The organism is Rhodococcus sp. 06-470-2 (genome assembly GCF_002258235.1).
Taxonomy (GTDB): Bacteria; Actinomycetota; Actinomycetes; order Mycobacteriales; family Mycobacteriaceae; genus Rhodococcoides.
This window is the reverse complement of record NZ_NOYB01000008.1, coordinates 1-21,113: the sequence shown is the minus strand read 5'-3', so window position 1 is coordinate 21,113 and position 21,113 is coordinate 1. Positions and strand designations below refer to the sequence as shown.

At 66.3% G+C, this 21,113-nt stretch carries 24 protein-coding genes; 9 read left to right on the top strand and 15 right to left on the bottom strand.

Annotated elements, in window-relative coordinates; genetic code table 11:
* The 5 genes from CH276_RS02945 to CH276_RS02925 all read right to left on the bottom strand — a co-directional run bounded on the left by CH276_RS02945 (nucleotide 1) and on the right by CH276_RS02925 (nucleotide 4,578).
* Complete coding sequence (locus tag CH276_RS02945; RefSeq protein WP_094629289.1) at nucleotides 1-1,017, bottom strand: hypothetical protein; 1,017 nt, start codon at nucleotides 1,015-1,017, stop codon at nucleotides 1-3.
* Nucleotides 1,014-2,198, bottom strand: a complete 1,185-nt coding sequence (locus CH276_RS02940) for an ATP-binding protein (RefSeq protein ID WP_032397120.1) — start codon at nucleotides 2,196-2,198, stop codon at nucleotides 1,014-1,016. The genes CH276_RS02945 and CH276_RS02940 overlap by 4 nt, the downstream gene beginning before the upstream one ends.
* Nucleotides 2,199-2,231: 33 nt before the next feature.
* Nucleotides 2,232-2,936 (bottom strand): TMEM165/GDT1 family protein, encoded by a 705-nt coding sequence (locus tag CH276_RS02935; protein WP_094629290.1) that lies wholly within the window; start codon nucleotides 2,934-2,936, stop codon nucleotides 2,232-2,234.
* A gap of 207 nt (nucleotides 2,937-3,143) precedes the next feature.
* A complete protein-coding gene (locus CH276_RS02930) occupies nucleotides 3,144-3,671 on the bottom strand; it encodes a hypothetical protein (protein WP_032397122.1) in 528 nt (175 codons plus the stop codon).
* 283 nt (nucleotides 3,672-3,954) lie between these two features.
* Nucleotides 3,955-4,578, bottom strand: a complete 624-nt coding sequence (locus CH276_RS02925; RefSeq protein WP_045197953.1) for a superoxide dismutase — start codon at nucleotides 4,576-4,578, stop codon at nucleotides 3,955-3,957.
* A gap of 260 nt (nucleotides 4,579-4,838) precedes the next feature.
* Here CH276_RS02925 and CH276_RS02920 point away from each other — a divergent pair, with 260 nt between their 5' ends.
* Nucleotides 4,839-5,978, top strand: a complete 1,140-nt coding sequence (locus CH276_RS02920) for an acyltransferase family protein (protein ID WP_254923918.1) — start codon at nucleotides 4,839-4,841, stop codon at nucleotides 5,976-5,978.
* Nucleotides 5,979-6,073: 95 nt separating this feature from the next.
* Here the strand turns inward: CH276_RS02920 and CH276_RS02915 are convergent, their stop codons facing one another.
* On the bottom strand, nucleotides 6,074-7,009 hold the full coding sequence (locus tag CH276_RS02915; RefSeq protein WP_094629291.1) for an LLM class F420-dependent oxidoreductase: 936 nt from the start codon (nucleotides 7,007-7,009) through the stop codon (nucleotides 6,074-6,076).
* Nucleotides 7,010-7,286: 277 nt separating this feature from the next.
* On the opposite strand from CH276_RS02915, the gene CH276_RS02910 reads away from it, so the two are divergent.
* From CH276_RS02910 to CH276_RS02895, 4 genes are read left to right on the top strand one after another with little or no spacing between them, the layout of a single operon-like run.
* Entirely contained in the window at nucleotides 7,287-7,634 is a 348-nt protein-coding gene (locus tag CH276_RS02910) for a rhodanese-like domain-containing protein (RefSeq protein WP_032396471.1), read from the top strand.
* Nucleotides 7,635-8,708, top strand: coding sequence for a DUF4328 domain-containing protein (locus tag CH276_RS02905; RefSeq protein WP_094629292.1), 1,074 nt, complete (start codon nucleotides 7,635-7,637; stop codon nucleotides 8,706-8,708). It begins immediately after the preceding gene.
* Complete coding sequence (locus tag CH276_RS02900) at nucleotides 8,705-9,478, top strand: glycerophosphodiester phosphodiesterase (protein WP_032396470.1); 774 nt, start codon at nucleotides 8,705-8,707, stop codon at nucleotides 9,476-9,478. Before CH276_RS02905 ends, CH276_RS02900 begins: the two co-directional genes overlap by 4 nt.
* A gap of 10 nt (nucleotides 9,479-9,488) precedes the next feature.
* Complete coding sequence (locus tag CH276_RS02895; RefSeq protein WP_094629293.1) at nucleotides 9,489-10,400, top strand: DUF5926 family protein; 912 nt, start codon at nucleotides 9,489-9,491, stop codon at nucleotides 10,398-10,400.
* Between the two features lie 131 nt (nucleotides 10,401-10,531).
* Here the strand turns inward: CH276_RS02895 and CH276_RS02890 are convergent, their stop codons facing one another.
* From CH276_RS02890 to CH276_RS02870, 5 genes are all read right to left on the bottom strand, one after another.
* A complete protein-coding gene (locus CH276_RS02890) occupies nucleotides 10,532-11,086 on the bottom strand; it encodes a ferritin (protein ID WP_032396487.1) in 555 nt (184 codons plus the stop codon).
* A 111-nt stretch (nucleotides 11,087-11,197) separates the two neighbouring features.
* Entirely contained in the window at nucleotides 11,198-11,755 is a 558-nt protein-coding gene (locus CH276_RS02885; protein ID WP_094629294.1) for a ferritin, read from the bottom strand.
* Nucleotides 11,756-11,822: 67 nt separating this feature from the next.
* Nucleotides 11,823-13,118: an LCP family glycopolymer transferase gene (locus tag CH276_RS02880; protein ID WP_441344204.1), complete on the bottom strand. Its 1,296-nt coding sequence runs from the start codon at nucleotides 13,116-13,118 to the stop codon at nucleotides 11,823-11,825.
* 358 nt (nucleotides 13,119-13,476) lie between these two features.
* Nucleotides 13,477-14,286, bottom strand: a complete 810-nt coding sequence (locus tag CH276_RS02875) for a CPBP family intramembrane glutamic endopeptidase (RefSeq protein WP_032396467.1) — start codon at nucleotides 14,284-14,286, stop codon at nucleotides 13,477-13,479.
* A gap of 34 nt (nucleotides 14,287-14,320) precedes the next feature.
* Nucleotides 14,321-15,088, bottom strand: a complete 768-nt coding sequence (locus CH276_RS02870; protein WP_032396466.1) for a DUF2470 domain-containing protein — start codon at nucleotides 15,086-15,088, stop codon at nucleotides 14,321-14,323.
* A gap of 231 nt (nucleotides 15,089-15,319) precedes the next feature.
* Between CH276_RS02870 and CH276_RS02865 the strand changes: the two genes are divergently transcribed.
* The 3 genes from CH276_RS02865 to CH276_RS02855 are packed head-to-tail and all read left to right on the top strand — an operon-like array spanning nucleotide 15,320 to nucleotide 17,646.
* Nucleotides 15,320-16,042 carry a hypothetical protein gene (locus CH276_RS02865; protein WP_094629295.1) on the top strand — a complete coding sequence of 241 codons (723 nt, stop codon included), beginning with the start codon at nucleotides 15,320-15,322 and terminating at the stop codon, nucleotides 16,040-16,042.
* A 9-nt stretch (nucleotides 16,043-16,051) separates the two neighbouring features.
* A complete protein-coding gene (gene pheA, locus CH276_RS02860) occupies nucleotides 16,052-16,984 on the top strand; it encodes a prephenate dehydratase (RefSeq protein WP_045197959.1) in 933 nt (310 codons plus the stop codon).
* Nucleotides 16,981-17,646 carry a histidine phosphatase family protein gene (locus CH276_RS02855; RefSeq protein ID WP_094629296.1) on the top strand — a complete coding sequence of 222 codons (666 nt, stop codon included), beginning with the start codon at nucleotides 16,981-16,983 and terminating at the stop codon, nucleotides 17,644-17,646. The genes pheA and CH276_RS02855 overlap by 4 nt, the downstream gene beginning before the upstream one ends.
* Here the strand turns inward: CH276_RS02855 and CH276_RS02850 are convergent.
* The 4 genes from CH276_RS02850 to CH276_RS02835 form a co-directional block, all read right to left on the bottom strand.
* The gene (locus CH276_RS02850; protein WP_094629297.1) at nucleotides 17,639-18,466 is read right to left on the bottom strand and encodes an ESX secretion-associated protein EspG; all 828 of its coding nucleotides are present in this window, start codon (nucleotides 18,464-18,466) and stop codon (nucleotides 17,639-17,641) included. The genes CH276_RS02855 and CH276_RS02850 overlap by 8 nt on opposite strands.
* Nucleotides 18,463-19,632 carry a PPE domain-containing protein gene (locus CH276_RS02845; protein WP_254923919.1) on the bottom strand — a complete coding sequence of 390 codons (1,170 nt, stop codon included), beginning with the start codon at nucleotides 19,630-19,632 and terminating at the stop codon, nucleotides 18,463-18,465. Before CH276_RS02845 ends, CH276_RS02850 begins: the two co-directional genes overlap by 4 nt.
* A 53-nt stretch (nucleotides 19,633-19,685) precedes the next feature.
* On the bottom strand, nucleotides 19,686-19,997 hold the full coding sequence (locus CH276_RS02840) for a PE family protein (protein ID WP_094629298.1): 312 nt from the start codon (nucleotides 19,995-19,997) through the stop codon (nucleotides 19,686-19,688).
* An 88-nt stretch (nucleotides 19,998-20,085) separates the two neighbouring features.
* Entirely contained in the window at nucleotides 20,086-20,652 is a 567-nt protein-coding gene (locus tag CH276_RS02835) for a histidine phosphatase family protein (RefSeq protein ID WP_094629313.1), read from the bottom strand.
* Between the two features lie 290 nt (nucleotides 20,653-20,942).
* Between CH276_RS02835 and CH276_RS02830 the strand changes: the two genes are divergently transcribed.
* On the top strand, nucleotides 20,943-21,113 hold a 171-nt coding region (locus tag CH276_RS02830; RefSeq protein WP_094629299.1), incomplete at its 3' end, for a CbtB domain-containing protein.

Here is a 21,113-nt window from a genome sequence, read left to right as displayed (position 1 = left end):
TCAGCTTCGGTTGCGCCCGGTGTGGTCGTACTCGACTCGGTGTGCACCGTCGCCCAGGTCGTCGAGCAGAATCGTCGCCGCCACGGGACGGCCAGGAGGTAGGAGCCGGACCGTCACCGCGCCTGCTTCGGCGGCATCGAGTGCGCTCGACGCGGCGGCCACGATGCGTTCTCGGGCGTCGTCGTCGAGAGCGTTCGGAGATCGGTCGTCGAGCAGCATGACCTCCACCCCGCGGGCCCGCGCAGACCTGGCCGCGCGAGCGAGGTCGGGTCGAACGAGACCGCGGGCGCGCAGGGTGTCGCGAAGTTCGGCTTCGAGCAGCCGACACGCGAGGATCTCCTCGTCGGTGGGATCGGGACCGTCGGCGATGCGCTGCAGCAGCGGACGGGCCAAGGCGTCGAGACTGGCCAGCCGAGCGTCGCGTTCCTCGAGAACTGCCGCCGCGGCAGCCTGGGACGCGATGCGCACCGTCGACTGCCTGCGCAGCTCGAAAATTGCCGCGGCCAGCGGACGGATGGTGAACGCGAAGAACGTCGCCATCAACAGCGGCGCGATGTTGATGGCGCTGAACGAAAGTCCGTACAGAAATCCCTGACCCGTCACGACCGCCCAACCGATGGCCACGGACATAGTCAGTGTCAACCCGACCCACGCGGCCAGCGTCCGACCGCGGACGCACATGAAGGTGTAGATCACCAGTGGCATGCCCAGCGGCCACGTCTGCAGGCTCCCGTTCAGTGGTACCGGCACCACTGTGAAGACCAGGGCGGCTGCCACCGGGCCCGATAGGGTCATCAGTACGGTCGACCGCAGGCTCGGTGGGTCACCCGGCGCGCGGAGCAACAGGATGACCGCGGCCGAGAGCACCAGCACCGCCGCGTATTCGGGCCACACCGCGGACACCCCGGTCAGGGTCGTCGATGCACACACCAGGCACGCGAGGATGAAGAATCCGGCAACCGCATATGCAGCTGCCGACTTCATCGACAGCAGATCGCGAACGTCCTCGCCGTTCATCGCTTCCAGCCCAATCGCACGATGGTGCCTGCGGCGGAGGACACGATGTCGGCAGATCCGCCGTCGAGCTGCCGCATCCGGCCCTCGATGCTGACGGCGACGCCGAGTCGGTGGGGCGGCACCGAGCGTCGATCGAAGCCGATGCCGTCGTCCATCACGGTGATCTCCACCGTCGACGGAGCCAGCCGTGCTGTGACCGACCGTTTCGATGCCTGTGCGTGAATCAGACTGTTGCGCAACGCTTCGGCCAGTGCGGCAGCGATGGCTCGTACTGTCTCGACCGGGTACTGCTCCGTCCGCTCCAGCAAGTCGTCTTTCACGGTGAATTCGATCGACTCGTCGACCGTCGTTGCGGCAGACCGGAGCTGAGCCAAAACCTCGTCGGCCGAGAACGTTTCGAGGACGATGCCCGTGGTCAGGTCATCCAGATGCATCAGAGCCGAGCGGGCCTGACGCGCCAGGCTGGGAGTGCGGCCGTGGCGAGTCACGGCGAGCAGTGAGGACATGACCTCGTCGTGGATCAGCGCGTCCAACCGTTCGCGTTCGACCTCGCGCGCGGTGGCCGCAGCCGCCCGGGCTGCGTCGTCGTGTGTTGTGGAGATCGTCGCGTCGAGAATGCGTCCGGTACGTACCGCGGCCAGTGTTGCGGCGACGAACACCGTGCAGAACATCATTGCGAAGCAGATCTCCGCGACGATGTTGCTGCGGGGGAACGGTTCTCGCACAGCTTGATTGGAGAGCTGTACGAGAACGACGCTGACGGTCATGTGAACGAACGCCGGGACGGGGTGCCACACCGTCGCAGCAGCAAGTGCCGCCACGCCGGGAAATGCCGCGAGAAACGTTCCCCCCTGATCGAACGTCACGCCGTCCCAGGCAGTCCACCACAGCGCGGCCATGACCGGGAACGCCAGCGCGGCGATGGATCCGGCCGTACGAATCACTCCGATGCTGGGGTGAAATGTGGAGGCCGCGAAGGCGAAACCGGTGCCGAACACGACGGCCACTGTCGTCGGAGTCCACCACCCGGGAACGACGTTTCCGGTGCGTGCGATATCGGGAATCAACAGCAGCAGGTACGCCCCGTAACCGACACCGACGAATCGGCCGGTGATTCGGATCAGCCGATCGGTCGAGTGGTGCGCCGCATCGGTCGTGCTCACCTGCTGGTCGTCGTCCATGCACCCCTCCCGGGAGAGGAGTGTAAACCAAGGTCAGGCTTGTTCGATGGTGGTCTGCTTCTCCGATTCACGTGCGGCCCGGGTGCGGGAGCGTCGAACGAACACGGCGACGACGACGGCGGACATCACGACAACCGCTGCGGCAGCGATGTACGGGGCTGCGGTGCCCGGCATCAGGCCCTCGAAGAACAGGACGGCACCGAAGACGAAGAACAGGATGGCCGCGCCGTACTGAATGATGCGTTCCGGCAAGTGCTTTCCGAGCACTGCGCCGACCACGATGGCGAGTGCATCTGCCGCGACCATGCCGACCGTCGAGCCGATCCACACGCCGACCCAGTCGTTGTCGGCGGCGAGAGTGACGGTGGCCAGCATCGTCTTGTCGCCCAGCTCGGCGAGGAAGAACGCCGAGGCGATCGCGAGGAACGCGGATTTGGTGACCCGGGAGGCTTTCGCGCCCTCGTCGTCGGACAGGGAATCGCCGCGCAGCGTCCAGAGTCCGAAGATGACGAACGCGACGCCGCCGACGATGGAGATCAGCTCGGTGGGAATCGATACCCCGAGGAAGTGGCCGACCGCGACCGAGACCAGGTGCACGACGGTGGTGGCGACGGTGATGCCGCCGATGACGACGTACCACTTGTAGCGCAGGGCGAATGTCATGGCCATGAGCTGGGATTTGTCACCCAGCTCGGCGACGAAAATGACAGCGAAACTCAACAGTAATGCGGACAGCACAGAAGACTCCTCGGTCGTCGAACGGACCGAAGGTCTCGCCCACCGGAAGAACCGGTTCAGGTGCCGGGTCGCAGTTTTACGACCAGTATGTCGACACGTTGATTGGGGGCTACTCCCCTTCGCTGTAGACGACTTTAAGTGCCGTTTCGCGAATTGTCCAATGCGCCAATAAGTTTGGGCACCCGAAAAATCGTGTGCGGGGAGCGGTCAGGAGGCGAGGAGCATTGCCAAAACTGCGGTGTCGGGATCGCTGATCGGATCGAGGCCGACCCGGCTGACCATCGAGGTCACGGTGCCGTCGGATTCGGCCTCGACCCACGCCGCCCGGTGATCGAGGCCGAGATGCGGAAGACCGGGGAGCAGAACGCAGCCGGACGCCGCGCCCGCACACTCCGGGAGTGTCGGTGTCGTTTCCGACGGTGGATGCAGCATCAGCAATGCGGCGGGTTGCTGCGCGGCGAACCGTCCGGGAGCCAACGCGAAATCTCCGATCACCGGACCCTCGGCGACGACCAAGCCGACCGTCCCCGGCGCGGGGTCGTCGGGCAACTCCTCCCGCACCCCGAACACCGTCGACGTCGCCAACAGGCCCGGCATCGAGGCCACCCGCACGGCGAGGGCGAGAAATTGTGCCCATTCCTTGGTGGTGTCCGGCCAGCGGCCGGAGATCACGAATCCGCGTAGCAGACCGGCGGCGTGAAAAGGCGAGACACCGATGAGATCTCGATCGTCCATTGCGCATTCCTCCCAGACAGGTACAGGGCTCGAAGCCGGGTACACGACGTTGGGTAGGAAGAGAATGACGTGAAAACGGCTGGCACACAAGATGGGGAGAGTGCCAGCCGAAACGTAGCCGCCCCCGGCGCTGCCGGGCATTCGCGACGCTCGACCACGGGATCGCCTCGATTCGGGCGATCCCTGCGGCCGCGAAGGCATGACTCGTTCGACGAGACAGGGCCACCGCAATGGATGCGGTGGCCCTGTCTCGCAGTTGTTCGACTGTCGGCGATCTCCTCGGTTACGGGAAGATCAGACCCGGGGTCTTCGACGTCGCGGCCTCGAAACGAGCCTGGACGTCGGCCCAGTTGACGACGTTCCAGAACGCCTTCACGTAATCGGCCTTGACGTTCTTGTACTGCAGGTAGAAGGCGTGCTCCCACATGTCGACCTGGAGCAGCGGGATGATGCCGAGCGGCACGTTGGCCTGCTGATCGTAGAGCTGGAAGGTGAGCAGCTTCTTGCCGAGCGAGTCGTAGCCCAGAACTGCCCAGCCGGAGCCCTGCAGGCCGTTGGCGGCAGCGGTGAACTGTGCGCGGAACTTGTCGAACGAACCGAACTGGTCGTCGATCGCGGCAGCGAGCTCACCCTCGGGCTTGTCGCCACCGTTGGGCGAGAGGTTCTTCCACCAGATGGAGTGGTTGACGTGGCCACCGAGGTGGAACGCGAGATTCTTCTCCAGCAGGAAAATGGCTGCATGATCGTCGTTGTCACGCGCTGCGGCGAGCTTTTCGACCGCGGTGTTGGCGCCTGCGACATAGGTGGCGTGGTGCTTGGAATGGTGAAGCTCGTTGATCTCGCCCGAGATGTGCGGCTCGAGGGCGGAGTAATCGAAATCAAGGTCGGGCAAGGTGTACTCGGACACGTGGTTCCCTTCTCTAACGACGCCGTACCCATCGTGTGATGCGGGCACGTTCGTCCTACTGCGGATCATTCGTAGGGTTCAACCCAATCTCATTCCTACCCCCAGTGCAACAGTTGTAACCGAGATGCTTTTCTCGGAATAATTTCGCGTGAACGAGACAGTCGAATTGTTCGGCTGTGAATCCGCTCCGAATATCACGAAACAGTTGCGCATCGGCTGCGGATTGGTCCAATACATGAACGGAACCTAAACTCCAGGGTGTGGATGGGGACCGACCGAGCCGGAACACGGTCGACGAGTCCGTCGCCGTACAGCCGGTGATCGCGCCCCGAGTGCAGATGGACGGTGCCGACCTCCTTCGCGTCATCGCCGTCCTCGCGGTGCTCTACTCGCACATCTCGTTCTATCTGCTCGACGACGTCGGCGGCGGCTGGTGGATGATCGACGTCGTCGACACCGTCCTGATCCAGGACGCCGGCCTCAACATGCACCTGTCGTTCGTCGGCGTCAGCATCTTCATGCTGCTCACCGGCCTGCTGATCACCCGATCCGCCATGCGGCAATCGCGTCGGGACTTCATGGTCGCGCGTCTCGCCCGCCTCGTCCCGGCCCTCTGGTTCGCCATCGCGATGGCCGTCATCCTCGTCAAGCTCGGACTCAACGGAATGTTCAGCGGCCAACCCGGCATCACCAACGGGGAGGCATTTCTCAGCTTCTTCCTCGGCGGCTTCTTCCTCCGGCCCGAGGTCGCCGTCCTCGGTGTCACCTGGACCCTCGTCGTACAGATCGTGTTCTACCTCTACTGCATCTCCATGCGCGGAACGCTGCGCACCAGGCCCATCGTGGTGCCACTGGTCGGCGCAGCACTGTGCGCGCTGGTGATCGTCTACAACCTCTACCTCCCGCAGCCCTACACGATCCCGTTCCTGACCAAGGTCGCGGGCGTACTCCCGACCCTGTTCCTCGGCCAGATCATCTACCTCGGATGGGCACGACTGATCACCTGGCGATGGGTCGTCCTCGGCGTCATCGTCCAGATCGAAGTGATCCGACTGGCCATCGAAGTCCACACCTTCTGGATGGGCGGCACCTACCTCTGGACCCTGCTGGTCGTCACCGGCACCGTCCTCGTCCTCGCCCGATACGACGGACCCATCACCCGCTGGCCCGTCGTCAAGTGGATCGGCACCCGCAGCTACGCGATCTACCTGATCCACACCCTCGTGCTCTACCGCATCTACGCAACCGTCGAACCGCACCTGGGCCCCACCGCCGCCGTCCTGGCATTCCTGGCCGGCACCGCCGCACTCGCCGAAATCATCTACCGCTGGATCGAACTGCCAGCCGCACGACACATCAGCGCGCACTACTCACGCCTACGCACCCGATCCGCCGCCTGACCGAGCCCCCCATGGGCACTCAATGTGACATTCAGTGGACTTTTGGGCAGTCGATGTCACGTTGAGTGGACTCGGGCGGGTCGGTTTCTGGTCGGTCAGAGCTGCGGAAGAACCTCGGATGCGACGAGTTCGAGGTGATCGAGATCGGTGAGGTCCATGGTCTGCAGGTATACGCGGGTCGCGCCGATGGCTCCGAAGCTGCCGATTTTGTCGACGAGTTCGGCCGGGCTTCCTGCGGCGCCGTTCTCGCGTAGTTCGGACACCTCGCGGCCGATGGCGGCGGCGCGTCGTGCGATTTCTTCTTCGGTGCGGCCGCAGCAGAGGACGAGGGCGTTGGAGTAGACGAGGGAGTCGGGGTCGCGGTCGGCGGCTGTGCAGGCTGCGCGGACGCGACCGAACTGGGTCTCGGTGTCGGCCAGCGAGGCGAAGGGGATGTTGAACTCGTCGGCGTATTTCGCGGCGAGTGCCGGGGTGCGCTTCTTGCCTCCGCCGCCGATGACGATGGGCGGGTGCGGTGTCTGCACCGGCTTGGGCAGCGCGGGGGAGTCGGTGACGGGATAGTGCGTGCCCGCGTGCGAGAAGGTCTCGCCGACGGGTGTGTTCCAGAGTCCGGTGACGACGGCAAGTTGCTCTTCGAGTCGGTCGAAGCGTTCGCCGAGCGGCGGGAACGGAATGCCGTAGGCCTTGTGTTCGTCCTCGAACCAGCCCGCACCGAGCCCAAGGTCGACGCGACCACCGCTCATCGCGTCGACCTGGGCGACGCTGATGGCCAGCGGCCCCGGGTAGCGGAAGGTCGCGGAGGTGACGAGGGTGCCGAGCCGAATCGTCGAGGTCTCGCGGGCGAGCCCGGCCAGGGTGATCCAGGCATCGGTGGGGCCGGGGCCGCCGTCGCCGCTCATCGCGAGGTAGTGGTCGGACCGGAAGAATGCACCGTAGCCGAACTCCTCGGCAGATTTCGCGACGCGGAGCAGTTCGTCGTACGTGGCGCCTTGTTGCGGTTCGGTGAAGACGCGCAGCTCTGTGGAAGTCATGTTCGCCAGCCTAAACAGCGGATTATCGGAAGCGCAGACGACGGCTGTGTCAAATCACCATCGATCCACAGGCGGAGTTGGTATTCGGTACACCGCGAGACCGACTCGGAGCTTTGACCTGTGGATAGAAACCGGCACAGGCCCCGATTCTGTGGATCGATCTGTGGATACTGTGGATAACTCATGTGACTCGAGTGACGCAGGTCATAGCGAGACGGCGCTTCGGTCGACAGGACACGGGTGGCAGGCCCGCGCGGACGCGTGACAAGATCGAGGTGTGTCGCATCCCGAGCAGTCTCCCGCCGTCACCGTCGATCGTCTTCCGGTGCCGTTCCCGACGGCGGCCATCCTGCTCGACGTGCGCGAGGACGACGAGTGGCAAGCCGGACACGCACCCGACGCCGTTCACATCCCGATGGGCGACATCCCATCGCGCGCCGGTGAGATCGACAACCAGTCCGAGGTGTACGTCGTCTGCAAAGCCGGTGGTCGCTCGGCGCGCGTCGTCGAATACCTCAACCGCGTGGGATACGACGCGATCAACGTCGACGGTGGGATGCTCGCCTGGCAGGCCGCTGGTCGACCGATCCAGCGCGACGACGACCACGAAGCGAGAATCATCTAGATGTCGGCACCGCAGGGACGCGCTCAGGCGTTCCAGGTCTGTGCCCGCTGCAGCACTCGTTGGGCTGTCGGCGCACGGCCGGGTACGTGGTGCCCCCGCTGCCACGGAGTACTGCTCTCGCCGGTGTCCACCAGGGCACCCGCGCACGGTGCCCGAAACTTCCGATGGGTAGCCCGACCGGCGATCTCGTCGAGTAGAGCCGAGCGCCGCAGCCGATCCGTATCGCCGACCCCGACGCCGCACTACACCTCGACACCTACCTGGGGCTTGCGCGACGTACCCCGCGACCCCGAGGCCGATCGCAGCATCGGTCGCGTCGAGCGATACGCAGCCAACGCTCAGAACCTGGTCCTCGTCACCGCGATGTTGCTGGCGCTCGCCGCGTTCGCCGAAGTGTTCAGGTACGGGATCCTGCTGCACAACCGAGTGCGACTGATTTCGCCGATCACCCTGGCCGTGTCCGACGCCTTGGTGTACTTCGCTCAGGTCGGTGCACTCCTCATCGGTCTGGCGGCGCTGATCACCTCGTCCTGCTGGCTGATCGACCGGCGCAGACGTACCTTCGCTGCCGCCGGCTCCACCGATCCGCGCTCGGTGCGCACGATGTTGCTGATGTCGATGCTGCCGTTCGTCCGCATCGTGATGCCAGGGGTCTACCTCACCGAGGTGGTCCGCCTCAGAGGCGGTGCCGATGCCGACGTGCACCGCGAACTGACACTGGTTCGCATCTGGTGGGCGCTCTGGGCAGCGAGCAATGCGCTGGTGATCGTCCAACTGTTGTGGAACCTGCGTGATTCCCTTCAGGCCCGCGCCGACGGAGTTCTGTTGTCGGCGTTCGTGGCACTGGTGGCCGCGGTCTCGGCCGTATCGACCCTGGCCGTGATGCGCCGGCTGGAAGGCCGCACGCTGCGCGGCTCCGCCGTGTCACGACCGACCCGCTGGGTGATCGCCACCGGCACCGGGCAGAAGCCGAAGCAGCCCGAACAGCAGCAGCCCGAACAGAAGCAGCCAGAAGAAAAACAGCCCGAAGACAAGGAACCCGAGTACGAATCCGAGGCGGTGACGGCGTCGTGAGTCCCGATCGTCGTGGGCCACTGGTCGTCGCGCATCGAGGTGCGTCCGCGGCCAAGAAGGAACACACTCTCGCCGCCTACGACCTCGCGCTGCGCGAGGGAGCGGACGGCGTCGAATGCGACGTGCGGCTCACCAAGGACGGGCACATCGTGTGCGTGCACGATCGCCGGGTCGATCGAACCTCCAACGGCACCGGCATCGTCAGCGAGATGGATTTCGCCGAACTCGCCCGACTCAACTACGGCGACGCCGACGAACCCGCCGAACTTCTGACCTTGCACGACCTCATCTCGCTCGTCCTGGACTGGACCAGCAAGCCGGTGAAACTCTTCATCGAAACCAAGCACCCCGTGCGGTACGGCTCGCTGATCGAGAGCAAGGTTCTCGCCGAGCTGCACACGTTCGGGATCGGGGCACCCGCGTCGGCCGACCACTCGCGCGCGGTCATCATGTCGTTCGCGCCATCGGCCGTCTGGCGCGTACGGCGGTCGGCTCCGATGCTTCCGACGGTGCTCCTCGGCGACAGCTCGCACTACCTCGGTGGGGGAGCGGCGACGACCGTCGGGGCCACCGCTGTCGGTCCGTCGATAGGTGCGCTACGTGAGCACCCGGCCATCATCGACCGCGCAGCAGCGTCCGGCCGGGCCAGTTACGTGTGGACCGTCGACGAGAAAGAGGACGTGGAGCTGTGCCGCGAGCTCGGTGTCGGCTGGATTGCCACCAACCATCCCGGTCGAACGCGAGCCTGGCTCGAATCGAAGAACGTGTAGGTTTTCGGGCGTGGGTAAGAGCAAAAGAAACAGTGGACCGAAGCAGGACAGCAACCGCGCAGCGAAGCTGGCGAAGCGGGAAGCGGAACGGGCGAGCATCGAATCGGCGTCGACGCGCCCGTTCGAAGGCCTCGCTGCCGAATGCGACCTCGTCGCGCTGCGTGAGTTCGTCCCGTCGGCGACGGCAACCGCGCCGATCACCGTGGACGGTCGCACCATCACGCTGGCAACGGTACTACCCGGAGCCGTCGCGGCACTGGTGCGCGAAGACGGGGGCACCGTCGAGGGATTCGTCGGCCTACAGGTTCAGACGCAGTCGAAAGACGTTGCAGCAGATATCAGTAGCGCATTGGGTTGGGTGTCCACCGCGTCCGCGGGTGAGTCGCTCGAAGCCGCGAAGATCACCGACGCCACCCCCGCATTGACCGATGTGCTCGACGCGTCCGCGCTGCTCGAGATCACCGTCCATCAGGACTTCAACTGGTGGATCCCCGAAAGTGCCACTCCCGCAGCCGATGTGGCTGCCACCGTGGAGCGCGCGAACCAGGCGATCATGCCCTCGGCGCGGATCGAAGCCGACGGCGTCGTCGCGGCGTGGTGGGTGGATGCCGGCGACAAGGCGCACATCCGGTGGGTTCGTCCGGAGAGTGAGGACGACGTGATGCTCGCTCTCGCGCGGCTGCACGCTGCGGGTGATCTCAACTTGGGTGAGGGCTCGCGCTACGCCGGTTCGTTCCGCACACATGGACTGCTGGTGCCGGTGTTCGACCTCGATCCCGAGATGCACCCCACCGAATGGGCAGCGCCCACAAAGGAATTCGGCGAGAAGCTGGCCGAGGCTCTCGCTGTCGACGCTCCGCTCACGGCAGCGCAGCTGCGCTCACGTGACGGCTTGCGCGGTCGTCAGGTCACGTTGCGCTGACGGCTCCCGGCCGGGATGTGCGGCCGAGAGGAATTGCTCGGAAAAGCACATCGGGTGGCCGCCCGGACAAGAATCCTTGTTCGGGCGGCCACCCGTATGAGCGCGCTACTTGCCCAGACGTGCGGCGGGATCTACAGCGATCCGCCGGCGACGGTGGGTGCGCCCGAGTCGGCCGTCACGCTGGTGTTCATCTCACGGGCGACGAACTGCTCGAGATCGAACAGGTTGTGGCCCGCGCGATCGGCGATGTTGAGCAGCGTCTTCATGCTGGCAACTTCCTCGACCTGCTCCTTGAGGAACCACTGCATGAACTGCTCGCCGAGGTAGTCGCCCTCTTCGCGTGCGGTGCTCGCCAGAGCGATGATCTGCTCGGTGACGGTCTCCTCCTGCGCAAGCGCCAGGGCGATGGCCTCACGGGGATCGGTGAAGACGGACTTCGACGCGTCGACGCCGGTCAGCTCGACCGTGATGTCGCGATCGAGGAAGTACTGCACGATCATCATCGCGTGGTTGCGCTCTTCGACCGACTGCGCGTAGAAGTGCTTGGCCAGCTGCGGCAGATCGACATTCGCGAAGTACACAGCGGTGGCGATGTACTGCTGCGAGGCGTTGAACTCGTTGCGAATCTGGTCGCGGAGAAGTGCATGGAACTTGGTGTGGCTGGTTTCTTTGATGTCTACGCTCATGACGAGGACGATATGCCTGGTCAGAGGCGTTGTCATCCAAGTCGAACCTTATTGAGGCGAACGTAGCCTAATACAGTGAATCCTAAATGTCCGCTCTGAGCAGGGCGCAAACTACGCTCTTCCGGCTTCTTTCGGGGCATTGGTGGCGCGGATCACCGTCGAGCCGATCTCGCGTGCGACGTACTGCTCGATGTCGAACAGGTTGGTTCCGGCCCGGCGAACGATATTGAGCAGACTCTGCATCGCCGCCACCTCCTCGACCTGCTCGGTGAGGAACCAGTGGATGAACTGCTCGCCGATGTAGTCGCCGTCGGCCCGGGCAGCGCGCGCGAGCGCGGTGATCTGCTCGGTCACCGTCGACTCCTGAGTCAGTGCCAGTTCCACCGGTTCGACGACCGACCGGAATGCCGTCACCACGTCGTCGATGCCCGACGCGTCGACCTTGAGCCGATTGTCGATGAGGAAACGGATCATCATCATCGCGTGCCGACGCTCCTCGGCGGATTGAGCGTAGAAACGCGTGGCCAGCTGCGGTAGATCGTTGCGGTCGAACCACACCGCAATGGCGACGTACTGCTGCGAAGCGGTGAACTCGTGCCGGACCTGGGCGCGCAGAAGGTCGTGGAACGACGTACCGGGGGCGGCGGGCTGGGCAGACGGCGATGTCATGGTCCTCAACCTACAACCCAGGGTCGTTCCGCAGGCTCCTCTCCCGCCTACCGCTCACGCCTGCCGATCAGGGGCCGCCGGTCAGCAGTTCCGGCGGGATCTCGCGATCCTGTGCGATGGCGTCGAAGAATGCCGGCGCGCGAGTGTCGTCCCACAGCAGAACGTTTCCGACGTCGGAGTCCTGGAATCCGCCGACCGGCACCGTCGTGGTCACCGGGCCGCTGCGCATCGCCCAGGCCAGCGCGGCGAGGTTCCAGATGTGATCTCCCTCGTCGACGCTCAACGACGATACGGTGTCGGACACCAGCGGCCACAACCGCAGTGGGTTGAGGAAAGTCGAAGCGCTCGTTGCCTTTTCCAGAAGGGCCGACATGAACGCGCGTTGATTGTTCATGCGGTCGATGTCGGCCAGTGCCGTCGCGCGGGATCGCACGAATCCGAGCGCCTCGGCTCCGGTGAGATCCTGACAACCGGCGGCAATGTTGATGCCCGCCAACGGATCGTCGATTGCATTCTGCACGCACACGTTCACTCCACCGACCGCGTCGACGATCCCGGCGAAGCCACCGAATCCGATCTCGGCGTAATGATCGATGTGCACACCGGTTGCACCCTCGACCGTCTGTACCAGCAGTGGCGGCCCACCGAATGCGAAGGCCGCGTTGAGCTTGTCCTGGCCGTTGCCCGGAATCGACACGTACGAATCGCGCGGCAGGCTGACCATCGTCGGCGCGCCGCTGCCCTCGGGGATGTGAATCAGAATGATCGTGTCGGTGCGGCTCGGGCCCACCTCGCCGCCGGTCGCGAGCGCGGCTTCCTGCTCCGGCGTCAGGCCGGCCCGCGAATCCGACCCGACGAGAAGCCAGTTGGTGCCGGGGGTGTCGCCGATGCGCCCGGGATACGAGGTGAGGGCGTCAACGCGCGTCAACGAACTGTCGACGTAGTAGACGACACCTCCGATACCCAGCACGAGAACCAGCAACACGATCAGGAAGCGTCGTCCCCAGCGTCGGCGCCTGCGCGGCTTCGCCGCTTTCGGTGACCGAGAATCACGTTGCGGCCGAACAGGTTCGGGACGACGTAGCGCCCGCTGCACAGGCGGTTGCCTGCGCTCCTCGGTGAACGGCTCCGGCTGCTGACGCGGCGCGTATCCGGTGCGACCCGGTGGATCGTCCTGCGAACGTGAGTACTGACGCGTCGAATTCGCCGCATCCGCTCGAGCCGGATTCGACTGTGCTGGATACGACTGTGCCGAACGAGGTTCGGGTGCCTGCGACCAGGCCTGCTGAGGGCTGTCGCGTGGAACCGGTGTCGGCCGAGGTGGCCCGTCCGGCCCGGGAATGGGGCGGCCGTCGCGTCGGATGAACTCGGTACCCTCCGGCGGCGGCTGGCCCGGTCGATACCCACGTGGGGGCGGCTGTCGGCCGGGCGGCGGGCGGTTGGGCCGTGGCTGGGGCGGCTGTTGCCCGGGTGGCTGCTGACGGGGTCGCGGTGGACCCGGAGGCTGCTGCGGGGGTGGACCTTGCCGGGGCGCGGGATCGGGACGACCGTGCCGGCCGGGCGTGGATCTGTCCGCCGGCGGCGTTCGGTTCGGTGGCGGCGTTCGACCGGGAGGCGGCGTGCGCCGGTCCGGCGCGCCGTGCCGTCCATAGCGATCGTCGTCGTTCACGAATCGACTGTAACCGTCGTCGCGGGAACAGCGGTCTTACTCGACGTCCGATTCACGGGAGCCACGACAGATGTTCGCGCAGGAGGGCGTAGCCGACGAAGGCGACGATGTCGATCAGAGCGTGCGCGATCAGCAGGGGCCACAGTCTGCCGGTGCGCTGCCAGTAGCGGCCGAACACCAGGCCCATGAGGAAGTTCCCGACACCACCGCCCACACCTTGATAGAAGTGATAGCTGCCGCGCAGCAGCGACGAGCACAGCAGGGACGCGTTCTCGCTCAGACCGAGTCTGCGCAGGCGAGAGATCAGGTACGCCACGACGATGATCTCCTCGGCACCGGAGTTGGCCAGCGCGTACAGAATCAGTGCGGGCACGCGCCACCAGTGGTCGTCGAGGGCGCTGGGAACGACATTCAGGTTGAACCCGAGGGCGTTGCCCACCAGATACAGCGCCAGGCCGGGCAGCCCGATCAGTGCGGCCAGTCCGACGCCGTGACCGAGGTCGATCTTCAGCCGCGGACGGGCCAGCCCGATCGCTCGTGGTGCGAGATCGGCTCGCCACAGCAGGTACAACCCCAGGGCACCCCAGGCGCACAGACGCAGGATGCTCAGCAGCTGGAACAGCAGATCGATCAGGCTGAAACTCGACCGCGACGAGTTCAGCGCCACGGTCTGATCGGACAGGGCAGCGGTCTGCAGCGCGTCCTCGACGAGCGAGAGGATGCTGCTCATGCCGCTCAGGCCGAACGTCACCAGCAGGACGATCGCGATCTCGACCTTGATGGTGGTGCGTTCGCGGGCATCGGGCGGGGGAGCCGTGCTCGCGGGCGGCGGTGGCGTCAACCAGCTCTTGAAGTCGATCACCGCACGAGTCTGCCCTGTTTCGTGCGGTGAGGTGTCAGCCGCGGGCGCGCAGTCCGTTCAGGAACGGGCAACCGGCGAGAACGCGAAGCGCTCGACTGAGGGAGAGGACGTCCTGGACGGGCTCGGTGAATCCCAGCCGGACGTCGTTGTCGCCGCATTCGCCCTCGATCCGCAGTCGAATGCCGTAGCGATCGATGCCCAGCGGCCGGATTCGACCCTGCCGCAGCGACGGCGGGAGGCGTCGGGCCAATTGGGCCAGCAGGTCCGGGTGGTCGGCGTCGAGGTGCTCGAGCCAGCTGGTCTCCATCTCCCAGAAGGGATCGGGTTCGGCGGCCAGCAGTGTGTCGACGTCGACCGGCTCCGCTCCGGTGCTGTCGGCGACCACGGCGGAGGTGACGATCAGACGCATCAGCGAGGTGGTGTGGCCGACGTCGAGCAGGGCCGGATGCGGATGCTCGGCGGCCACCGCTCCGGCCATGGGTCGCATCAGCGATTCCGGAACCGGACGTAGATCGCCCCGAAGCCACACCAACGACCGCACCGGCTCACGCAGGGCGAGCGGCGCGTGATCGGTCAGTTCGAGGACGGCGGGCGTTCCGGCACGGGAGGACTGCCCGGTGACCGCACTGTCGAGGGAGTCGGTGGGGACGGCGAGGATCATCTCCCCGTTGGGACGAAGGTGGTGCAGGGTGGTGATCACCGGGCCGCTGCCGTCGATGGCCAGGGCTGCGCCCTCGGCGCGCATGCAGGCACTGCGCACGCGTTCGGCGGTGGTCGGTCCGGTGGTGGTTGCGCCGAGCATGGGCTCCTCCGATGCGATCGGTCAAGCGAGTAGGTGAGGCAAACCTAAGTTAGCGCGGTGTGGCGAGGATCGCAAGACCCAGGCCACGGGAGTGGAGCCTGCGGAACGACCCAGGCCCCGGGAGTGGAGCTTGCGGAACGACCCAGGCCCCGGGAGTGGAGCCTGCGGAACGACCCAGGCCACGGGAGTGGAGTCTGTGGAACGACCCAGGGCCGGGTCTACCGTTGAGGCGTGCCGATTCCGCTGACCCTCGGTGTGCCACACCGACCCGACCCGAACGCGCTCGTCCACGGACTGCTGCAGCCGATCTGTGCCGACGCCCACTCGCTCGCCGCTGCCCCGCGTGGATCCGAGTACGGCCCGCCCGTCGTGCGGGCTTCGACCCTGCTCGGACTGTCCGAGTCGGACGACCTCGGGCGCATCGCGGTGCACCTCGACATCGACCCCGACGAGCTCCGGGCCGGTAGGACCGGCGGTTACGAGGCCGTACGGTTCCACGTCGACGCCCCGGTCGAGCACCTCGCCGATGCGCTCACGCTGCGGTTGCCCTCGCCGTTGGTCGTCTTCCCGATGTTCGATGCGATCGACGTGGCCGAGACCGCGGAGGCCGTCGTCCTCGCCCACCGGACTCCGGGGATCGACGTCGGCGACACCCCACGGCGCATCGCCGACGTCCTCGCGGTGGTCTCGCACGCTGATGTGGGCCTCGTCGCCCGCGCCGAGTCCGGCGACGATGTGCTCGCGATCCTTGCTGCGACGGTGGCGTCGCTGCGCGGGGACGACATCGCCTCGGCCCTCGCCGCTCCGAACGTCGCCGCACTGCGGGCACTCATCCCCGAGGCTGCCGAGGCGGTGCGCGAGGTGCTGCTCGGAATCGAGATCGCCGACGCTGCTGCCGCCCGCGCCCGGCTCGTCGACGTCGGTTTGATCGCTTCACGGACGTCGACAACGTAACCTCGAGGCGTGCCTCGCATCGCTTACTTCGGCCCATCGGGAACGTTCACGGAGATGGCGCTTGCTCAGTTCGAGAGGCTCGGAACGTTCGGCGCAGTCGGTCTGGACGGGGCGGTAGAGCGGATATCGGCGTCGAACCCGCCGTCAGCGCTCGAGGCCGTGCGATCGGGTGCGGCCGACGCGGCCGTGGTCCCCATCGAAAGCTCCATCGAGGGAGCGGTTCCACCGACGCTCGACGCGTTGTCGGAGGGCCGCCGGTTGCAGATCGTCGCCGAGACCGAGATCGAGGTGGCCTTCACCATTCTCGGCGGTCCCGGTGTCACCCTCGATTCGGCCCGCACGGTCAGCGCCTACCCGATCGCACTCAATCAGGTGCGCCAGTGGCTGCAGGCTGCCATGCCCGACGCCGTGGTGCAGTCCGCGTCGTCCAATGCCGGTGCAGCAGAAGATGTTGCGGCCGGAATGGTCGATGCCGCGGTGTCGACGCGGCTCGCCGGTGAGCGTCTGAAGTTGCCGCAGTTGGCCGACGGGATCATCGACGTGGAGGGCGCAAGGACTCGCTTCGTGCTGGTGACCGCGCCGCAATCGGTGCCTGCGCGCACCGGTGCCGACCGCACCTCGGTGGTGCTCGAACCGCCGAACGATCCGGGCACACTGCCGGCAGCGTTGGCCGAGTTCGGAATTCGCAACATCGACCTCACGTTCATCGAATCACGGCCCACGCGTTCACGATTCGGAACGTACAGGTTCTTCGTCGACTGCGCGGGTCACATCGACGACCCGCTCGTCGCGGAGATGCTGGCCGCATTTCACCGCAAGATGCCCCTGCGCTTCCTCGGATCCTGGCCCACCACAACGGGAACGGGTGGATCGGTACCGCCGCCGATCGACGAACACGTGCAGTGGGTAGCAGACGTTCGTGCCGGACGCGGTGATCTGTGATGGGCAAACTGATTCTGGTCCGGCACGGTCAGACGACGGCCAACGTCGCGAAGGTACTGGACACCTCACCGCCGGGAGCCGAACTCACCGAGCTGGGGCACCAGCAGGCCGAGGCCTACGCGCGGACCTGGATCGGACGCGCACCCGCGGTGCTGGTGTCCTCGGTTGCGTTGCGCGCCAAGCAGACTGCCGGCTACATCGAGCGAGCTACCGGGGTTCCCCTGCTGGTGACCGAGGGAATCCAGGAGACCTTCGCGGGAGATCTGGAGGACCGCGACGACCCGGATGCGCACCGGGAGTTCACCGAGATCTTCAGTCGCTGGCACGCCGGAGATCTGGCGGCGACCGTGCCCGGAGGCGACAGCGGACATTCGGTTCTGGAGCGCTACGTCCCGGTGCTCGACGGCCTCCGCGCGCAGTACCTGGGTGACGACACCGCAGGCGACGTCGTCGTCGTCAGCCACGGTGCCGCAATCCGACTGGTCGCGGCGGTGCTGGCCGGCGTCGAGGGCACGTTCGCGGCCGACAACCATCTCGACAACACCCACACCGTCGAGCTGCTCCCGCTGCCGGACGGTGGATGGTCCTGCGTCCGGTGGGGCACGTTCCTGCCACCGTTCGAGGGCAAGGGCAGCGACAAGGCCGACAACCCGATCAGTTAGCGAGAAGGCCCTGCGCCGATGCGATCAGCTCGGTCAGGGCAGCGGTAACTCGGCGATCCGTTGCGCCGGTCAGTGAACTCCACGACGTGCCGTCGGCGGCGAGGGCGGAGGTGGCGAGGATGCGTCCGGCTCGGGTGTCGAACAGGGCGACCGGTCTGCCGGCCACATGGCGGGTGCCGTTGCTGCGGGCCACGGCCGTGATCTCGGTTCTGCCTGCGCACGTGGCCATCGCCGACGCCAGAGCCGCGGCGCGGTCGGGCACCATCCCGATTCCGCGTAGCCGAGACGCGGTTGCTCCGACGTCGGTCGGTGCCGCATCGAGTGCTTCGGCCAGCAGATCGGTGGGCGCATTGATACTGCCCGGGTCGAATGCGACAGCCGAGCCGATCGACACCGCGAGGTCTCGGGCCGGATCACCGTCGACGGCGCGGATGGTGACCACGTCGTCTCGCCGCACCGCCGACACCGTCATCCGACCGTCGGATGCAACGCAGATCCGAGTGGCCGGAACGGGCTCGGCACTCTCGACGTCGAACACACGGACCGAGACATACCAGCGAGGTTGTTCGAGAACTCGCATCCACTGCCGAAGATCCTCGTGGACGCGGCCGCCGGCCGACAGTCCGGCCGAGTCGAGGGAGCAGCGGCCACGCTCCAATGCGGAATCCCACGCAGCTGCGTCGTCGAAACGTGGGAACACGTTCAGGACGACGGGTAGCTCGACGATCGACAGTTCGTCGACCAAGAAGTCCATCTCGTCCGCACCGAGTGAGGCGATCGGCAATGTGTGGCCCACCGGCACGGTTCCCAAGTCGATCAACGGCCGTTCCCGTTGATGTCCGGCACGGTCGGATCCGCGCCGATGACGGACGGCGCGACGGTGCGGCCGTCCGCGAAGTGCTCGAACTGCTTGAGGTAGTCCGGGGTCTGGTGTTCGTCGTCCTCGGCCTGCCCGCGCGTGCCGGATGCCGGGGCGCCGGCCGCGCCCGTTCCGCGCTGAGCGAGGCCGCTATCGGCCGGGGATGGTGCGCCGAACGCCGTCGGGCCGCTCTGACCTGGACCGGCCGGCATCGAACCACCACCTCCTGGCCCCAACGCCGAACCAGGGAGTCCTACGCCACCGCCGAGCCCACCTGCTCCACCTGCGCCGCCGCCGAACGACACCGGACGCGTGGACGCCGGACCGACGGCAGGAGATGCCGAAACGCCGGGCGCGAATCCACCACCGGCCCCGACGCCACCGGACAGTGCACTCGACCCGATGTTGGAGGCGGCGGTGGCCACGGTCGAGACGCCGGTACTGGCGATGGAGGTGGCAGCACTACCGATCTGACCTGCCGCCGCGGCAACACCGGGATTCTGGGTTGCGGCCATCAAACCGCCGATCGCGGCCTGAACCGGCGATGTCATCAGCGCGCCGTCGGCGAATCTGCCGAGGCCGGTGCCGGAATCGGAGACGATGGCCGGCGGCCGGTCGAACGTGGTCTGGACGATGCGGTGCGAGGAGACCAGCTCGAAGCCCTCCATCACCATCGCGGCGCGGATGTCGAGCAGTCGATCGGCCACCTCGGCCGCCTCGTAGCTGCCGTTCATCACGCCACCCGTCGAGGCGGCGGTGACCTTGGCGGCCTGCACGGCTCCGATTTCGACGAGCGAGGGCATGGTCGCCAACGCGACACCGTACGAGGTGCCTGCCGCCGGGGCCTCGACCGAGAGCGCCGCGGCCTTGACTGCCGTGGCGGCAGTCCAGGTCGCGAAGCGGCCGAGCGCAGCCTGAGCGAGCAGTGCCGACTCGCCTTCCCAGCCTGCGGTCAGTGCCGCGGTGACGGCGGCGATACTCGCCGATGCCTCGGTGAACGCCGCAGCGACCGAACCCCACGCACCGCCGGCGACATGCAACGGCACCGGTCCAGGACCGAGCAATCGCGTCGAGTTTCCCGTCGCCGTGCGTGGCAGCCACACCACACCTGTCACTCCGAGCGTCATCTGATGGCCCCCATGATGTTCGAGCGTTGTCTGCTGCGGTCGAGTTCGGTGCGTCAGATACCGGGTAGGCCGGGCAGGCCCCCGGCGGTGTCGTCGTCGGTGGCCACGTAGTCCGCGGCCTGTTTCCGCAATTCCTCGGCTGCCCGGAGCAACTCCGAAATACCCTGTGCTGCAGCGGGTCCGAAGGTATCGGCCGCGGTGCCGAAGAATCGTTCGGTCAGCAACGAAACCTCGTCGGTGCCCGGTGGTAGCGGCCGCACGGGGATTGCCGTCGCAGTGACAGCTGCCTGCAAGCGAGCGGCGACGGCATCGAGTTCGGAGGCGGCGAGCTGCAGTGCCACCGGATCCACCTTGATGACGGTCATGAGCCACGCTCCTTGATCGAAGAACTTTGCGCTGTCGGTAGGTAGGACGCCGCCGTGTTCGGTTCGGTTCCCTCGACGCGAGAAAAATTCAGACGAACTTCCGGGCCACCGAGCCCACAGTCCATGCGCCGCCGCGACGGCTGACCGCCGTGCGCGTGAGCGGGGAGACGTCGATGCGCCAGAACGAGGACACCGGGGCCGCCAACACCAGCACCACCACGGCTCGAACGACGGCAGGAGAGGTCACCGCCAGCGTGCGGCCAGGCGTCGATCCGACAGCACTCAGCCACGTCTCGACGCGAGAGAACAGCGCGACGAGGGACTCGCCACCCGGCGGAACGAACGCCGGATCGCCCAACCAGGCCATCGCGTCGGCGTCGGGCAGATCGGTCATCTCGAGACCGGCCCACCGGCCGTAATCTATGTCGGCCAACGCGGGTTCGACCGAGATGTCCGAGCCGAAGATGCGCGCCGTGGAGACCGAGCGGGTTTCCGGGCCGGACAGGACGCGGTCGGCTCGGGGAATGTCGGTCACTGCGGCAAGGTCCCGCAGACCCGCGTCGTCGAGTGGTTCGTCGCCGGGAAACCGGCCGGTGCGCATCGCGTCGGTTCTGGCGTGGCTCACCAGGATCAGTCGGGTCACGGGCGCAGTCACTGGGTCATTGTGGCGCAGGCACCGTGTGGTTGTGGCGTAGGCACCGGGCCATTGCGGCATCGAGCTGCGGTGGATCGGGACAGCGATTGACACAGCATCGCGATCGGTGCCACAGTTCGCAGGTTAGACGCGATGTACGCAGGTAATCCGTTGAAAATCCGGAGCGGTTGCGCCACTGTGATCGACGTCGGGCATATGTCCGAATTCGAGAGTCAGAAAACTCGTTCATCGCATGGCCGTCCCCGTTTTCGAGCGGGGACTACGGGACGCATATCCCAGAAGGACACACCATGGCAATCATTCACGCACCCAGTAATACGACGGAGTCGGCTGCCCTTGCCGTCATCGTCGCCGCAACGATTCTGCTCGCTTTCGTCGTGCTCTACCTCGTCGGTTTCGATCAGGGCGCGATCTCCCGCAGTGGCATGTACATGCACGAACTGATGCACGACGGCCGCCAC

What these genes read in the sequence shown, in the direction of transcription:
- CH276_RS02940 (WP_032397120.1), bottom strand. Translation starts at nt 2,198, where the DNA reads ATGGACGACGACCAGCAGGTGAGCACGACCGATGCGGCGCACCACTCG.
- CH276_RS02890 (WP_032396487.1), bottom strand. Translation starts at nt 11,086, where the DNA reads ATGAGCGTAGACATCAAAGAAACCAGCCACACCAAGTTCCATGCACTT.
- CH276_RS02885 (WP_094629294.1), bottom strand. Translation starts at nt 11,755, where the DNA reads ATGACATCGCCGTCTGCCCAGCCCGCCGCCCCCGGTACGTCGTTCCAC.
- CH276_RS02840 (WP_094629298.1), bottom strand. Translation starts at nt 19,997, where the DNA reads ATGACCGTCATCAAGGTGGATCCGGTGGCACTGCAGCTCGCCGCCTCC.
- CH276_RS02845 (WP_254923919.1), bottom strand. Translation starts at nt 19,632, where the DNA reads ATGACGCTCGGAGTGACAGGTGTGGTGTGGCTGCCACGCACGGCGACG.
- CH276_RS02870 (WP_032396466.1), bottom strand. Translation starts at nt 15,088, where the DNA reads ATGCTCGGCGCAACCACCACCGGACCGACCACCGCCGAACGCGTGCGC.
- CH276_RS02945 (WP_094629289.1), bottom strand. Translation starts at nt 1,017, where the DNA reads ATGAACGGCGAGGACGTTCGCGATCTGCTGTCGATGAAGTCGGCAGCT.
- CH276_RS02915 (WP_094629291.1), bottom strand. Translation starts at nt 7,009, where the DNA reads ATGACTTCCACAGAGCTGCGCGTCTTCACCGAACCGCAACAAGGCGCC.
- CH276_RS02905 (WP_094629292.1), top strand. Translation starts at nt 7,635, where the DNA reads ATGTCGGCACCGCAGGGACGCGCTCAGGCGTTCCAGGTCTGTGCCCGC.
- CH276_RS02930 (WP_032397122.1), bottom strand. Translation starts at nt 3,671, where the DNA reads ATGGACGATCGAGATCTCATCGGTGTCTCGCCTTTTCACGCCGCCGGT.